The organism is Erwinia sp. GW821-FHT03D09 (assembly GCF_059420805.1).
The window spans coordinates 46,442-61,786 of the sequence record NZ_JBWKUK010000016.1 but is presented as its reverse complement, the minus strand read 5'-3'; the positions used below and the strand labels follow the sequence as shown (position 1 = coordinate 61,786).

The following is a 15,345-nucleotide window of genomic DNA, read 5'->3' as shown; positions in this document are numbered from 1 at the left end:
TTGCCCATTTGCCCATTTGTGCAGTTGGGCTGGAGAAGCGCAACGTTCAGCTCTTTACAGGCGCTGTTGATCCAGCAGGGCGTGCAGGTTATTCGCCGTCAGCGGCCTGCTGAATAAAAAGCCCTGCAGCAGATCGCAGCCCGCCGATTCCAGCATCAAACGCTGGGCGTCGGTTTCAACACCTTCAGCCGTCACGGTGATCCCCAGGCTGTGGCCGAGGGTAATAACTGATTCAACGATGGTTGCCGAGTTGTCGCGTACGCCCAGCGACTGGGTAAAGGTCTGATCGATCTTGATGGTATCCACCGGGAACTGGATCAGGTAGCTGAGGCTGGAATAGCCGGTGCCAAAATCGTCCAGCGCGATGCTGAATCCGGCTTCGCGCAGGGTATTGATATTCTGTAAGGCGCGTTCTTTATCTTCCAGCAGTACCCCCTCGGTGATCTCCAGCTCGATCTGGCGGGGATCGATGCCGTGGCGCCCCACCGCAGCCATTAACGTGCTGATAAAGTTTTCAGCCAGGAACTGCAGCGGCGAAACGTTGATTGCCACAATCAGCTGCGGGCAGGTGGTGGCCATCTGGCAGGCTTTCTCCACCACCCAGTCGCCGAGCGGAATAATCAGCCCGGTTTCTTCCGCCAGTGGTACGAAGTCAGCGGGAGATATGGGGCCTAGCTTCGGATGATGCCATCGCAGCAGCGCTTCAACCGCAACGGTATTTTTCCCGCTGATATCAACAATTGGCTGATAGAGCTGGATTAGTCCGCTGTCATTCTTTAGTGCAAGGCGCAGCTGCTGAGCCAGCCGCTGGCGTTTTTGCAGGGCTTCATCCATCGCTGGAATAAACAGGCGATACTGACCGCCGCCTTCGGTTTTCGCGGCATAGAGTGAAATATCGGCTTTGCGCATCAGCTCCAGCCGGTCGGTGCTGTCGAGCGGGGCCAGCGCCACGCCGATGCTGACGCCGATCCACAGCGCATTGCCGTTCAGCTGCATCGGCTGCGACAGGTGAGTGATAATCTGCTGGCACAGCTGGTGAACCTGCTGCTGATCCGTGACGTTTGCCATCATGATCACAAACTCATCGCCGCCCAGCCGGCCAATCGAGTCTTTAATCGGGAGCAGGCTGGACAGCCGTTTACTGACCTCCATCAGCAGCTCATCGCCGGTATGGTGGCCGTAGGTGTCGTTGACGATCTTAAAATGGTCGAGATCCAGCAGCAGCAGAGCCAGGTTCTCGCGGTCGGCAGCCAGCATGCCAAGGCGATGATTCAGCTGCTCCTCAATCCATTTCCGGTTAGGCAGGCCGGTTAAAATGTCATGCAGCGCGATATGCCTGGCGCGGGCTTCGCTGGCGGCCAGTTTCCGCATTGAGCGGGTCAGATTCAGCGAGGAGTGCCACAGGCGGCGGGTCATCACCAGGCACATCAGGGCAATGCTCAGCACCGCCAGCGCAATCAGCGGGCCGGTAAACAGCAGCATCTGGCTGCCGGGGCGGATCGGCTCCCAGGAGACGTCGCTGACCGGCGTTCCCTGATGTGAGGTGAGCAAAAAACCCGCGCTGTTCGGCTGATCTGGCTGGCTGGCGCTGAAGCTGAAATTACTCACCACGCCACGATGGGTCAGGAAATCAACAAAGCTGCTGCGCAAATAGCGGATAAACACCAGCTGGTAGCCGCGATCGTCGCCGGGCAGGCTGGCAACGGCCACTTCAGCCACCCGTTCACGCAGACGGATGAAGTCGCTGGTCAGCACATTGGAGGGATGCATACTTGGGGCGAGATCCCGGGCAATCTCATTGTAGCGTTCAACGGGCGCTGGGGCGTCTGAAAACCAGGCAGCCAGCGGGCGCTGGTGGGTATCCACCAGATAAACTTCGTCATCGCCAATAAGCCGAAACAGCCGCGAGGCGGCAGCATCTGACTGCAGCAGCTGTGAAATCGGCTGTATTTCCCGCAGCAGATTACGGTGCTGCTGGCTGAACTCTTCCAAATGTTGGGCCAGCAGGTTTTTGATCACCTGCTGCTGTTTTTCCAGCGCTTTATCGTTGCTCTGCACCGTAACCCACCAGGCGGTAAGCCCACACCCCAGCAGAGAAAACAGCACCACCGCCACCACTGGCGCGATAACATTACGCGTGAATTCCCGGCGCAAACTGGCAACCGTGCTGTGTTTGATTTTCATTGACCTTCCAGGATAGACGCCTTGTAGCCCCAGGAAACCACCGATCTTGAGATAGCAAACATTACCTCATTGACCATTTTTGGCAAAGATAAACCCTTGGATAACGTCATGAATAGATCAGTTATTGTTGTATCAAGGGTTTTGGATGAAAAGAGGTTTCCTGAAAGTGCCAGTTATCCAGGCAAATTGATCAATTAAAGCACCACGCACATCGGGCGTCCACACACCGGATCGGCATGGATTTCCGCGTTGATGCTGAAAACCGTATGCAAAAGTTCCGGGGTCATCACCTGTTCTGGCGTCCCGCAGGCAATCACCTGGCCGGCCATCATCAGCACCAGATGGTCGCAGTAGCGGCTGGCCTGGTTCAGATCGTGCAGCACCGTCACCACGGTTTTTCCCTGCTGCTGCTGGCGGCGGAGTAGAAGCAGCAGCTCAACCTGATGATTGATATCCAGCCAGGTGGTTGGTTCGTCCAGCAGCAGCAGTGGCGTGTCCTGTGCCAGCGTCATTGCCAGAAACGCCCGCTGGCGCTGGCCACCGGACAGTGTACTAACCTGCTTTTCGGCGAGATTGCCGATCTGTACTTCATCTATCGCCGCCTGTACTCGCTGATGATCTGCCTGGCCGGGGCGACCAAACAGATTAAGCCACGGGCTGCGGCCGTAGCCAACCAGCTCGCGTACGCTAATCCCTTCCGGCACGCTGTGCTGCTGCGGAAGCAGAGCCAGACGCTGTCCCAGCTGGCGGGCGCTTAGCCCGGCCAGATCGTCATCGCCCAGCGTTACCCGCCCCCGTGTGGGCTTCAGCAGCCGCGAGCAGCAGCGCAGCAGCGTGGATTTACCGCAGCCGTTGGGGCCGAGCAGGGCGGTGATCTTTCCGGCGGGCAGCGTCAGCGAGAGGTTATGCAAAATGGGCGTGCTGGCGTATCCGGCACTCAGCCCTCCGACGGATATTGGCATCATTAGCGGGTTCTCATTAACAGCCAGAAAAAGTAGGGTGCACCAATCACTGCCGTCAGCACGCCGGCGGGCAGCTCCAGCGGCGGATGCAGTGTGCGTGCCAGCAGATCTGCCAGCATCAGCAGCAGCGCGCCGGTCAGCATCGCCGCCGGGATCAGCCAGCGATGGCGGCCCCCGACCAGCCGCCGGGTCAGATGTGGGGCAACCAGGCCAATAAAGCTCAGCGGCCCGCAGACGGCCACGCTGACGGCGGCCAGCGCCAGTGCCAGCAGTAGAATGCGCCGCCGCGCGCGGGGAACCTCCACGCCGAGCGTCGCCGCCTGCTCATCGCCCAGACCCAGCAGATCGAGGTTACGGCACAGCAGCAGGCTGAGGGGCAGCAGCACAACCAGCCACGGCAGCGCCAGCCAGACAAACGGCCAGTCGCGCCCCCACAGGCTTCCTGTCAGCCACAGCAGCGCCTGGTTGATCTCCAGCGGGCGGGAAAGCATCAGATAGTCGGTGACGCTGGCGTAGAAGGCGGTCAGCGCCACGCCCAGCAGCGCCAGCCGCAGAGGCGCAGTGCCGCCGGCCACCAGCCGGAGCAGCAAAAAGGCCAGCAGCGCACCGGCAAAGGCCAGCAGCGGCAGCCAGACTGCCGACAGCGCTGGAAACAGCATCAGGCCGGCAATCGACATCAGTCCGGCGGCGTGATTCACCCCGAGGATTTCCGGCGAGGCCAGCGGATTGCGGATCGCCCCCTGCACCAGCACGCCGGACACCGCCAGCGCCGCGCCCACTAACATCGCTAACAGAGTACGCGGCAGGCGATACTCTATCAGGGCAAAGTAGCGATCGTCCGCCGGGTTCAGCGCCTGATACAGCGCGCTAACGCTGAGGGTTTCACTGCCGTAACGCAGCGACAGCGGCAGCACCAGAAGGGTAAAAGTCAGCAGCAGCAGCAGGGCCTGTCCCGGGTGATATTTCATATGCGCCTCCTAACCAGCCAGACAAAGCAGGGGGCACCGATCAGCGCCACCACCGCGCCGGCGGGCAGCTCGGCAGGGAACGTCAGCCAGCGCGCAATCACGTCGGCCAGCAGCATCAGCAGCGCGCCGAACAGCATACAGGCGGGCAGGAGACGCCGCAGATCGTGGCCGATCCAGGTCCTGGCCATATGCGGTACCAGCAGACCGAGAAAGGCCATCGGCCCGGCAACGCTGACGCAGCTGCCGACCAGCACCACTACCAGCAGATTGACCACCACGCGCAGCATGCCGGGATTCACCCCCAGCGTGTGCGCGCTGTCGTCGCCCAGCCGCAGCAGGTTAAGGCGCGCCGCCAGCAGCCAGGCCAGCGGCATTAGCAGTGCGCTGAACGGCAGCAGCTGCCAGAACTCGCGCCAGCGCACGTGGGACACGCCCCCGGCCAGCCAGTGCAGAATGCCGTAGGTGTGATCCTCCGCCAGCAGCAGCGTGGCGCGGGTCAGCGCGGCACAGAGTGCGGACACGGCGACCCCCGCCAGAATCAGTCGGCTGCGGTCACCGGCAGATCGCCAGCCTTTACCCAGCAGCATCACCATTCCCCAGCTCACACCGCCGCCTGCCGCGGCCAGCAGCGCAAGACTGTAGCCGGCGATCCAGCCTGGATTAAAGGCGCTGGCCAGTACCATTGCCAGCGCCGCACCGGCGTTAATCCCCAACAGGGAAGGGGAAGCCAGCGGATTACGCGTGAGGGTTTGCAGCAGGCAGCCTGCCAGTGCCAGGCTCGCGCCACAGCCCATTGCCACCAGGCTGCGCGGCAGGCGCAGGTTAAACACCAGCGCCTGCGGCAGCACGGTGGCCTTACCCGGCAGCAGCGCGCTCAGCGCCTGCCACGGGTCGATCGGCAGCGCCGACCCGCTGAAAAGCGACAGCCAGAAGGCCAGCGTCAGCAGCATCAGCGGCAGCCCCCAGGCGAGCAGCGGTCGGCCTGACATCATGGCTTCACGATGACCGGCTGATGATGCAGGATCGCCACCAGATCGCGGGCGATCTGCTCGGCGGCAAACAGCCCGCGCATCCGCGCCCAGCCGTTGCTGTCCACTTCAGCAACCTGATTTTTCTGCGCGGCGGTTAACATCTGCCACAGCGGGTCCTGCTGCCAGTCACGCACGATGCTTTGCTGACGGTAGTGAGCTACCAACAGCCAGTCGGGATTGATCGCCAGCAGCTGTTCCAGGTTAATGCTGGCGATCGGGTTTTGCCCGGCGGATGCCGGCACTTTCATCCCCAGAGCGACCAGCACGCTGCCGGTGTAACTGTCGCGGCTGTGCAGGTTAAACTGCTGCTCGCGGGAGGTGCCAAACACCAGCTTCAGCCCTTTGGGCAGCTGGCTGGCGAAATCCTTCATTCGCTGGTGATGCAGGGCTAATCGCTGCTGCATTTCACTATCTTTGCCCAGCACTTTGCCGATAATCGCCGCCGATTGCAGATTTTCTTCCCACTTTTCATTACGGGATTTCAGCATCAGAGTGGGGGCAATGCTTTTCAGCTGGCCGAGAATGCCGCCGTGGCGGGCGCTGTCGGCAATAATCAGGTCCGGCTTCAGCGCAGCGATCACTTCCAGACTCGGCTGGGCGCGGGTACCGACCGATTTCCACGGCTGTAGACGCTGACGAACGGCAGGCAGGATGCGCTGCGGATCGTTATCGTCCGCCACGCCAACCGGGCTGACGTCCACCGCCGCCAGCGCATCAACAAACGACAGTTCCAGCACCACCACCCGCTGTGGGGCGCGATCGAGGGTAAAGGTGCCATTGCTGTCCTGTACCGTAACCGCCGATGCGGACCAGGCGATCACCAGCAGGGTGCAGGACAAAAAACGAGAGATAAGGGTGAACATAGATTCTCCAGCTGCCAGAAACGACAAAACGGGCTGCCACCGGCACCCGCTACACCATCCACAATGGCCGGTTATGACACCGGCGATCGGGAACATCAGAACTTAACGGAGCCCTGCATATAGAGGGTGCGCGGCTGCCCGGTGTAAATGCCTTTGTTGTTGTCATCAAAGGCGCGGGTAAAGTATTCGTGGTCGAAGATATTCTTCACGCCGACGGCCAGGTTGAGGTTGGCGTACTGCGGGCCGAAGTCGTAGTTGGCGCGCGCGCCCCACAGCATGAAGCCGGGAATGCGGCCGGTGCTGCCGTCGGCACTTTCCTCGCGGGTATTGGCGTTATCGGCGAACTGCGAAGACTGGTACTCGCTGTTGAGGTTAAAGGTCCAGCTGCCGGTCAGGTAATCCAGTCCCAGCGTGCCTTTGTGCTTTGGCGAGAACGGCACCTGATTACCGTGGTAATCACCCTGCTCGCGGATCATCGCATTGACGTAGGCATAGCTGGCGGACACCGACAGGTTTTCCAGCGCGGGCGAGAGATCGCCGAGGTCATAGCGCAGCTTGCTCTCCAGCCCGGTATGGCGGGTTTTACCGCGTGCGGTTACGCTGTCGGTTACCTGGTTTGAGTCGTACTGGTTGCTGAAGTTAATCAGGAACAGACCCGCTTCGGCCTGCAATACCTGATTGTCATAGCGCGTGCCCAGTTCCCAGGTGCGGGCTTTTTCCGGTTCCACGCTGCCGCTGCTGACCGCTTTGCCGATCTGGCTGTACTGCACGGTGCCGAACGATCCCTCGGTGTTGGCATACAGGTTCCAGGCATCGTTCAGGTGATAGAGCACGTTAAGCGCGGGCAGCGGCGCGTTGTAGCCGATTTCCTGCTTTTCACCCTTGATAAAGTTGTTCTGGTAGGACTGGATATGCTCGTAGCGCATGCCCGGCGTAATGGTCCAGTCACCGATATCGATGCGATCATCAATGTACCAGGCGTGCGCTTCGGTACCCGACTGGGTATCGCGGTCGTACGGGCTGCTGCCGGTTGGTAATCTTCCGCTGCTGGCCGGGCTGGTGTAGCGCAGCTCGTGGGTGGATTCGCTGACATAACGGTAGCCGACACCCACTTCATGCGCGGTGTTGGCAATCGTGAAGCTCTGGCTGTAGCGCGGCTCCACGCCACGTACCCAGTATTCGCGCGGTGACAGGGTGATGTTTTTCCCCTGATCCAGATAGCCGCTGCGCAGGGTGTTGGTGTAGAAGGTCAGAATATTGAATTTGTGCTGGGTGTCCGGCTGGTACTGATAGCCGAGGCTGGCCAGCTGGCGGCGACCCCAGAACTCGTCGTAAGGGCGAGTTGACTGGAAGCGATCGGCGTTGTAGTCCGCACGGGAAAGCCCGCCCGGCATCTGCGCCCGGCCTTCATAATACTGCAGCAGGCTGGTGAAGGTGTGCACCTCGTTCGGCGCGTAGCGCGTTTTCAGCATCACGTCGTCGATTTTGGTTGAGCTGTGTTCACGCCAGTCGCTGCCGCGCGTGCCGGAGTAGAGCAGCGCCGCACCCAGGCCGTTATCGGCGGTACCGCCAATCATAAAGTTGCCGCTGCCTTTCGGATCGTTCTGGGTTGAAGTTGGCGTCAGCAGCCCTTCCATTCCTGCTTCAATGCCGAAGCCCTGCGGAATGGCGCGAGTCACAAAGTTGACCACGCCGCCGACGCTCTGCGGCCCGTAGCGTACGGCACCGCCGCCGCGTACCACATCTACCGCATCCATGTTGCCCAGCGACACCGGGGCCAGCGACAGCTGCGGCTGGCCGTACGGCGCGAACGGCACCGGAATGCCGTCCATCAGCACGGTGGTGCGGCTGGCGAGGCGCGGATTCAGCCCGCGAATGCCGAAGTTCATTGCCATATCGTGGCTGCCGGTGCCGTTATTCTCCGGGGCGTTCACGCCGGGAATGCGGTTCAGCGCTTCACGCATGGTGGCGCCGCCGGTGCGGGCAAAATCTTCGCGGCGCAGCACGTCACGCGCCCCGGCGTGTTCAAAAACATCGTCCTCACGCGCGGTGCCCAGCCAGTCACCAACCACGGTCAGCGTGGCGGTCCCTTCCACGACCGGCACCGGTTCCAGCGTATAGGCGTTATTGCCCAGCGATTTCGCCTGCAGGCCGCTGCCGCTCAGCAGCGTTTGCAGCGCCTGGTCCAGCGAGTAGCCGCCGTTCAGGCCCGCGCTCTTTTTGCCCTGGGTCAGCGCCGAGTTGACCGCCAGCGTAATGCCGGAACGAGCGGCGAACTGGTTCAGCGCCTGGTCGAGATCGGCGGCGGCAATCTGATAGTCAGCCGTTGCCGGAACGGTTGCCGCACTGACCAGCGCAGGAGCGGCCAGCGCCAGCGGTGCCAGCGCGCAGTGAATAGCGAAAGCCAGAGGTGTTGTTTTGCTAAAAGCGCGCTTGATGTGGGCGCAGGAATCAGACATGGCCGTCTCCAGAGTAGGCATTTTTATCTTGTGTACTAAGGAGTCGAATGAGCTGAGCAAAAGGGACAACGCATTTTGAAATTTTTTTTATTTTTTTCCGCTACGCCGCGCTGACCTTTACCCAGTAACGGCTGACAGTCTGAATTTTTATCGGCAGCGTCTGCGCCAGCACGGCCAGCAGGCGATCGGTATCCTGCAGCGGGAAGGTACCGCTGACGCGCAGTTTGGCGGCGCTGTCGTCGCAGATCAGCATGCCGTGGCGGTAGCGCGCCACTTCAGCGATCACCTCGCGCAGCGGACGATTACTGACGCTGAGCAGGCCCCGGGTCCAGCTGCTGCTGTTGGCAACCAGCGGTAAGATTTCGCCGAAGGTGCTACGACTGAAGCGCAGGGATTGCCCCTGCTGAATCACGCGCTTTTGCAGCGGATCGGCGGCCAGCGTGACTTCTACCGCATACTGCTGCACCGACAGTTCTGTGGCATCCGGCCACAGTCGCACGCTGAATTCGGTGCCGAGCGCGCGCAGCGTGCCGTCGGCGGTGGCCACCCGGAACGGTCTTTGCTGTGCATCGGCGGCGGTGGTAATGGCTATCTCGCCGCGCTGCACATGAATCATCCGCTCACTACCGGTAAATTCCACCTGCACCGTGCTGGCGGTATTGAGCATCATCTGCGAACCATCGCTCAGCCGCACGCTGCGCATTTCGCCGGTGGCGGTGCTGTAGTCCGCCCGCAGGCTCAGGCCCAGCGGCGACTGCCAGAGCTGCCAGCCACTGCCAGCGCCCAGCAGCACCAGCAGGCTTTTCAGCACGCGGCGGCGGGTGAGATGCGCCTGATTCAGCGTTTGATAACCAAGATGGCCCGGCAGAGCCTGTAGCTGATTTTGCAGGGATTCGACGCGCTGCCACGCCCAGCGGTGATCTTCATGCTGCTGTAGCCACTGCTGCCAGCGGGCGTGCTGCTGCGCGGTGGTATCTCCGGCGCAAAAAGTGGCATACCAGCTGGCCGCCATTTTCAGCGCCTGGCGCTGCTGCTCGCTGACTCTTTCGGCCATTACGCTAAATCCTGCATCAGACGAAACAGCAGGCAGTGTTCGGTGGCTTTGGCCATATATTTCTTCACCGAGCTGACCGATACCTCAAGCCGTTCGGCAATCTGCGGGTAGGTGAACCCTTCCAGCTGAGACAGCAGAAACGCCTGGCGAACCTTTGCGCCAAGGCCATTGAGCATGGTATCGATCTGCTGCAGCGTTTCCAGCATGGCATGCTGTTGTTCCGGCGGCGGCATATGCTCTTCCGGCAGCTGTTCCAGCATCTCCAGCCAGGCCCGCTCCAGCGCGTTGCGGCGGAAGAAATCCACCATGACCCGTTTGGCAATCGTGCAGAGGAAGGATTTCGGCTCGCGGATCTCCGCCACGCCGTTGCCGAGCAGCACCCGCACGAAGGTATCCTGCGCCAGATCTTCGGCATCGCTGGCCGATCCCAGTTTGTGCTGTAGCCAGGATCGCAGCCACCGATGATGTGTCTGGTAGAGGCTGGCGAACGGATCGACAGACGCAGCTTGTGTTGACATAACGCGTGGCACATCCCGGCAAAAAAATGACGCCGGGATGATAATTGATAATGGTTATCATTTCAATGGCCGGAAATTGTTCGATTATCTGCCTGGCGAAAGCCTGCGTACGTAAACGGGCTAAAGCGGGCATAAACGGTCATTCCGGCGTGTTGTGAATGAGACTGAGATCGAAGTTGTTAACCCTGAAACTGATTTGTTAATGATATGTGATATCGCTCAAAGATTTTGTTTTGGGCTTTTGATTATATGATAACCAATGTTTACGTTGTCATTTTGTTTTTTATGAGGAAATTATCGATAAATCATTAATTTATGTTTGAATAGAAAATTTGCATTTTTTATTTACCGAACAATGACAACGTCAACATTTTGCCTATGTGACAAACAATTTTGCTACTGGAGAGAGAAATGAGTCAGCTGCCCGAGAAGATGAGCGCCGTTGTCTGCCACGGTCCACAGGATTATCGCTTTGAGCAGGTTCCGGTTCCGCTGCCAAAGGCCAACGAACTGGTGATCAAAGTTGAAGGCTGCGGTATTTGTGCCGGGGACTGTAAGTGCAAAAACGGCGCGCAGATGTTCTGGGGTGAAAACCCGTGGGTGAAGCCGCCGGTGATCCCGGGGCACGAATTCTATGGCCGCGTTGCCGCGCTGGGCGAGGGCAGTGAGAAGAAGTTCCGCGTGGGCGAGCGGGTGATTGCCGAGCAGATCGTTCCCTGCTGGGACTGCCGCTACTGCAAATCCGGCAGTTACTGGATGTGTGAAACGCACAATATTTATGGCTTCCAGAAAGACGTGGCCGAAGGCGGGATGGCGGAATATATGCGCTTCTCGGCCAACGCAATCGTCCACAAAATCCCGGAAAGCCTGAGCCACGAAGATGCGGTACTGATTGAGCCAATGGCATGTGCGATCCACACCGTGGCACGTGGCGATATCCAGCTGGATGATGTAGTGGTGCTGGCCGGAGCCGGACCGCTGGGCCTGTGCATGGTGCAGGTTGCCCGGCTGAAAACGCCGAAAAAACTGATTGTTATCGACGCCATGGACGATCGCCTGGCGCTGGCGAAAGAGTACGGTGCCGATGTGGTGATCAACCCGCTGAAAGAAGATGCCGACAAAATCGTTAAGTCGCTGACCGGCGGCTACGGCTGCGATGTCTACATCGAGGCAACCGGCTCACCGGTGGGCGTAACGCAGGGCCTGCAGATGATTCGCAAGCTGGGCCGCTTCGTGGAGTTCAGCGTGTTCGGCAAAGAAACCACCGTTGACTGGTCCATTATCGGCGACCGCAAAGAGCTGGATATTCGCGGTGCGCATCTGGCCCCTTACAGCTATGAAATTGCCATCGACCTGTTTGAACGCGGGCTGGTGACATCGAAAGGTGTGGTCACCCATAGTTATTCACTCGAACAGTGGGATCAGGCATTTGCTCTGGCCGACTCCACCGATTCAATTAAGGTTGTTCTGGTTCCGTAGTTTATTTTTTACCGATGTTATTTATACCGTTGTTAATAAATCAATAAAAATACTTCCCCTACAGGAGAATATCCATGTTTTCATTCGTCAAAAAAACGCTGCCGATTATTATCGCGGGCGGAATGTTGTTGGCTGCAAACACCGCAATGGCAAAGCAATTAACCATTGGCGTCTCTTTCCAGGAATTAAATAACGATTATTTCGTTACGATGAAACAGTCGCTGGAACAGGCCGCCGCTGAAATTGGTGCGAAGGTTTATGTTGCCGACGCCCACCATGATGTTTCCAAGCAGATTAATGACGTTGAAGACATGCTGCAAAAGAAAGTCGATATTCTGCTGATTAACCCGACGGATACGGTGGGCGTGCAGTCCGCCGTGATGTCTGCCCATAAAGCCGGCGCGGTGGTGGTGGCGATTGATGCCCAGGCCGAAGGCCCGGTGGACTCGTTTGTCGGCTCCGAGAACTATGACGCGGGGTTACAGGCAGGGGAGTATCTGGCGAAATCTATCGGTGGGAAAGGCAAGGTCGCTATCCTCGACGGTATTCCGGTGGTGCCAATCCTTGAGCGCGTGCGCGGATTTGAGGACGCGATGAAAAAATACCCGGATATCAAGATTGTCACCAAGCAGAACGGCAAACAGGAGCGTGATACTGCACTGACCGTCACCGAAAATATGCTGCAATCCGCCCCGGATCTGAGCGGTATCTTCAGCGTTAACGATACCGGCGCGCTGGGTGCGCTGGCGGCAATTCAGAGCAGTGGTGCCAAGGTGAAACTGGTCAGCGTTGATGGCCAGCCGGAAGCGATTAAAGAGATCGAAAAAGCGGATTCACCGTTTATCGCCACATCGGCACAGTTCCCGCGTGACCAGCTGCGCATCGCGCTGGGGATTGCGCTGGCCCGCCACTGGGGTGCCAATATTCCGAAAACCGTGCCGGTAAAAGTTAAGCTGATCGACCACAGCAATGCGAAAGGCTTTAGCTGGTAATAGCGTGAAATATTCGCTCTGCGCAAGCAGAGCGATAACCCGGAAGCGATGCTGATGACACCTTTACTGGAATTAAAACAGATTAAAAAATCCTTTCCCGGAGTGAAAGCGTTGGACGGTATTAACCTGACGGTGCAGCCCGGTGAAATACATGCGCTGCTTGGAGAAAACGGTGCGGGTAAATCAACGCTGGTGAAAATTATGTGCGGTATTCACCAGCCGGATGAAGGGGAAATTATCTTACAGGGGAAGAACTGTAGTTTTCCTAATTATCGGCACGCCATTGAAGCAGGCATTGGAATTATCTTTCAGGAGTTCTCGCTGATCCCCTATATGAGCGCGGTTGATAATATTTTCCTGAATCGGGAAATTAAAAATCGTTGGGGACTGTTGGATCGTCGTGAGATGCGCCGCAAGGCACGCAGCGTCTTTAAACGCCTGGCTGTGGATATCGATATGGACTGCCCGGTGGAGCAGTTAAGCGTGGCGCAGCAGCAGTTCGTTGAAATTGCTAAAGCGCTGTCGCTGGACGCGCGCGTGCTGGTGCTGGATGAACCCACGGCCACACTGACACCGGGTGAGGCCGAGCACCTGTTCAGCGTGATGAACGATCTGCGCCTGCTGGGCGTGGGCATGGTGTTTATCTCGCACCATCTGGATGAAATTTTCGCCGTGTGCGATCGCATCACCGTGCTGCGCGACGGCTGCTACATCGAAACATTGCCAACCAGCGACACCGATATCGACGAACTGGTGAAGCTGATGGTAGGCCGCAAAATTGAGAACACCTTCCCGGTGAAGTCGCACGTGCCGGATCGGAGTAAGCGACTGCTGGAAGCCAGCGTTCAGCGCACGAAGCAGAGCCAGACGGATAACTTCTACCTGCACGCCGGGGAGATTCTCGGCTTTGCCGGGCTGGTGGGATCGGGACGAACCGAGACGATCTCCGCGCTGATTGGCGCCAGCCCCTGCTATCGCAAAAGCGTCAAGCTTAACGGCCAGGACGGCAGGCTGAGCAGCCCGGCACATGCGTTACAGCAGGGCATTGGCCTGCTGCCGGAAAACCGCAAAACCGAAGGTCTGGTGCTGCCGTTTTCCGTGGCGCAGAACATCACCCTCAACCGCCATGAAAAGCGCGGCAAGATTTTTGTGCATGCCGGCAAAGAGCGTGACATTGTTCAAAAGTTGATCCGCGCAGTGGGGGTGAAAACGCCCGACGCCGATACCGCGGTGTCAACCCTCAGCGGTGGTAACCAGCAGAAAGTGGTGATCGCCCGCTGGCTGAACAACGACTGCAATATTTTGATTTTTGATGAACCGACGCGCGGTATCGACGTGGGCGCAAAATCGGAAATTTACCAACTGATGCAGCAACTGACTGCCAAAGGCGTTTCTATCATCATGATTTCTTCCGAGTTACCGGAAATTATCGGCGTTTGCGACCGGGTGCTGGTATTCCGGGGTGGGCATATCGTCGCCGAACTGGCCGGGAATGAGATTGAATCGGGCAACATCATGCTACATGCCACCGGGAGCGCATAATGAGCGGAATCGAACAGATGTCATCTACCTCAACTTCCCGCACAGCGGGACCAGGGCTGGCTAAGCGCTGGGAAAAATTGCTTCATCATCCTGCAGCGCTACCGTTTATCGGCTTTGTGGTGCTGTTTGTGCTGATGAGCCTGCTAAACGACAGCTTCCTGACGGTGAATAACCTGACCAACGTTGCCCGTCAGGTGTCCATTAACGCGATTATTGCCGTGGGGATGACCTGCGCGATCCTGACCGGCGGTATCGATCTGTCTGTCGGTCCGGTGATGGCACTGGCCGGTTCCGTTGCTGCCGGATTAATGATGGCCGCCGTTCCGGTACCGCTGGCGGTGCTGGCCGCGCTGCTGGTCGGTGTACTGTTTGGCCTGGCGAACGGCACCTGTATTGCCTGGCTGCGGATGCCGCCGATTATCGTCACTCTGGCATCGATGGGTATCGCCCGTGGCCTGGCGCTGCTGTACACCGGTGGATATCCGATCTCCGGCCTGCCGGATGTGTTCTCCTTCCTGGGGCGCGGCACGGTGTTCGGCATTCAGGTGCCGATTCTGGTGATGGCGGCGGTGTACGTGGTGGCGTGGATCATGCTGCACCACCTGTCGTTTGGTCGTTACGTTTACGCGATCGGCGGTAATGAAGACGCTGCACGACTGAGCGGTATCCGCGTGCAGCGCTACAAGATGCTGGTGTATGTGATCAGCGGCGTGACGGCGGCGCTGGCCGGTCTGGTGCTGACCTCCCGTCTGATGAGCGGGCAGCCGAATGCGGGTGAAGGCTTTGAGCTGGATGCGATTGCGGCGGTAGTGCTGGGCGGCGCGGCGATTTCCGGCGGTCGCGGGGCGATTATCGGTACGCTGGTGGGGGCGATGATGCTCGGTGTGCTGAACAACGGGCTGAATCTGATGAGCGTGTCGCCGTATATTCAGAACGTGGTGAAGGGTGGGATTATTCTGGCGGCGATTTATTTGAGTTCGGTAAGGCGTAAGTAGGGTAGGGCGGTCGGGTGCATCTGGCCGTACCGTTCGCCGGGGGAGGGCTGTTCCGTTTGGGGCAGCCTGTTTTTTCCTTTCGATATCGCGGGAATGATGTCGTCAGGCGTATCGGTGCCGGACGGGTTCGCGGACTCGGCGTGAACACTTCCCTGTGGCCTCGAATCGCGCATCCCTGCGCTCAACGGTCCGCGAACCCGCCCGTCACCGATTGCTCACTGGCTCTGGTTTCGCTGTGAGTAAAACAGGGCACTGTTTGCTGCATCTGAATGGGTTGCTGAAGGTGATGCGTCGGGAT

General features: G+C 58.9%; 12 protein-coding genes. 4 read left to right on the top strand and 8 right to left on the bottom strand.

The genetic code is table 11. The features are described 5' to 3' along the window. Positions 1-54: 54 nt before the first annotated feature. The 8 genes from AC07U6_RS16425 to fecI all read right to left on the bottom strand — a co-directional run bounded on the left by AC07U6_RS16425 (position 55) and on the right by fecI (position 10,039). Complete coding sequence (locus AC07U6_RS16425) at positions 55-2,184, bottom strand: putative bifunctional diguanylate cyclase/phosphodiesterase (RefSeq protein ID WP_494763817.1); 2,130 nt, start codon at positions 2,182-2,184, stop codon at positions 55-57. Between the two features lie 194 nt (positions 2,185-2,378). Then, the gene (fecE, locus tag AC07U6_RS16420) at positions 2,379-3,146 is read right to left on the bottom strand and encodes a Fe(3+) dicitrate ABC transporter ATP-binding protein FecE (protein WP_494764555.1); all 768 of its coding nucleotides are present in this window, start codon (positions 3,144-3,146) and stop codon (positions 2,379-2,381) included. Positions 3,147-3,148: 2 nt separating this feature from the next. Further along, the gene (gene fecD, locus AC07U6_RS16415; protein WP_494763816.1) at positions 3,149-4,114 is read right to left on the bottom strand and encodes a Fe(3+) dicitrate ABC transporter permease subunit FecD; all 966 of its coding nucleotides are present in this window, start codon (positions 4,112-4,114) and stop codon (positions 3,149-3,151) included. After that, positions 4,111-5,103, bottom strand: coding sequence for an iron-dicitrate ABC transporter permease FecC (gene fecC / locus AC07U6_RS16410; protein WP_494764554.1), 993 nt, complete (start codon positions 5,101-5,103; stop codon positions 4,111-4,113). The genes fecD and fecC overlap by 4 nt, the downstream gene beginning before the upstream one ends. Further along, entirely contained in the window at positions 5,103-6,008 is a 906-nt protein-coding gene (locus AC07U6_RS16405; RefSeq protein WP_494763815.1) for a Fe(3+) dicitrate ABC transporter substrate-binding protein FecB, read from the bottom strand. The genes fecC and AC07U6_RS16405 overlap by 1 nt, the downstream gene beginning before the upstream one ends. 95 nt (positions 6,009-6,103) lie before the next feature. Then, positions 6,104-8,467, bottom strand: a complete 2,364-nt coding sequence (gene fecA / locus AC07U6_RS16400) for a TonB-dependent Fe(3+) dicitrate receptor FecA (RefSeq protein ID WP_494763814.1) — start codon at positions 8,465-8,467, stop codon at positions 6,104-6,106. 100 nt (positions 8,468-8,567) lie between these two features. Then, positions 8,568-9,521: a ferric citrate uptake sigma factor regulator FecR gene (gene fecR, locus AC07U6_RS16395; RefSeq protein WP_494763813.1), complete on the bottom strand. Its 954-nt coding sequence runs from the start codon at positions 9,519-9,521 to the stop codon at positions 8,568-8,570. Then, positions 9,521-10,039 (bottom strand): ferric citrate uptake sigma factor FecI, encoded by a 519-nt coding sequence (gene fecI, locus AC07U6_RS16390; protein WP_494763812.1) that lies wholly within the window; start codon positions 10,037-10,039, stop codon positions 9,521-9,523. The genes fecR and fecI overlap by 1 nt, the downstream gene beginning before the upstream one ends. A gap of 411 nt (positions 10,040-10,450) precedes the next feature. On the opposite strand from fecI, the gene AC07U6_RS16385 reads away from it, so the two are divergent. From AC07U6_RS16385 to AC07U6_RS16370, 4 genes are all read left to right on the top strand, one after another. Next, entirely contained in the window at positions 10,451-11,518 is a 1,068-nt protein-coding gene (locus AC07U6_RS16385; protein ID WP_494763811.1) for an alcohol dehydrogenase catalytic domain-containing protein, read from the top strand. A gap of 74 nt (positions 11,519-11,592) precedes the next feature. Next, on the top strand, positions 11,593-12,510 hold the full coding sequence (locus AC07U6_RS16380) for an ABC transporter substrate-binding protein (protein WP_494763810.1): 918 nt from the start codon (positions 11,593-11,595) through the stop codon (positions 12,508-12,510). A gap of 54 nt (positions 12,511-12,564) precedes the next feature. Further along, complete coding sequence (locus AC07U6_RS16375) at positions 12,565-14,052, top strand: sugar ABC transporter ATP-binding protein (RefSeq protein ID WP_494763809.1); 1,488 nt, start codon at positions 12,565-12,567, stop codon at positions 14,050-14,052. Positions 14,053-14,069: 17 nt separating this feature from the next. Further along, a complete protein-coding gene (locus AC07U6_RS16370; protein WP_494764553.1) occupies positions 14,070-15,047 on the top strand; it encodes an ABC transporter permease in 978 nt (325 codons plus the stop codon). The last annotated feature ends 298 nt before the right edge of the window (positions 15,048-15,345 follow it).

Bases quoted from the DNA above. Each gene is read 5' to 3' on its own strand.
- AC07U6_RS16425 (WP_494763817.1), bottom strand. From the start codon at position 2,184: ATGAAAATCAAACACAGCACGGTTGCCAGTTTGCGCCGGGAATTCACG.
- fecE (WP_494764555.1), bottom strand. From the start codon at position 3,146: ATGCCAATATCCGTCGGAGGGCTGAGTGCCGGATACGCCAGCACGCCC.
- fecD (WP_494763816.1), bottom strand. From the start codon at position 4,114: ATGAAATATCACCCGGGACAGGCCCTGCTGCTGCTGCTGACTTTTACC.
- fecC (WP_494764554.1), bottom strand. From the start codon at position 5,103: ATGTCAGGCCGACCGCTGCTCGCCTGGGGGCTGCCGCTGATGCTGCTG.
- AC07U6_RS16405 (WP_494763815.1), bottom strand. From the start codon at position 6,008: ATGTTCACCCTTATCTCTCGTTTTTTGTCCTGCACCCTGCTGGTGATC.
- fecA (WP_494763814.1), bottom strand. From the start codon at position 8,467: ATGTCTGATTCCTGCGCCCACATCAAGCGCGCTTTTAGCAAAACAACA.
- fecR (WP_494763813.1), bottom strand. From the start codon at position 9,521: ATGGCCGAAAGAGTCAGCGAGCAGCAGCGCCAGGCGCTGAAAATGGCG.
- fecI (WP_494763812.1), bottom strand. From the start codon at position 10,039: ATGTCAACACAAGCTGCGTCTGTCGATCCGTTCGCCAGCCTCTACCAG.
- AC07U6_RS16385 (WP_494763811.1), top strand. From the start codon at position 10,451: ATGAGTCAGCTGCCCGAGAAGATGAGCGCCGTTGTCTGCCACGGTCCA.
- AC07U6_RS16380 (WP_494763810.1), top strand. From the start codon at position 11,593: ATGTTTTCATTCGTCAAAAAAACGCTGCCGATTATTATCGCGGGCGGA.
- AC07U6_RS16375 (WP_494763809.1), top strand. From the start codon at position 12,565: ATGACACCTTTACTGGAATTAAAACAGATTAAAAAATCCTTTCCCGGA.
- AC07U6_RS16370 (WP_494764553.1), top strand. From the start codon at position 14,070: ATGTCATCTACCTCAACTTCCCGCACAGCGGGACCAGGGCTGGCTAAG.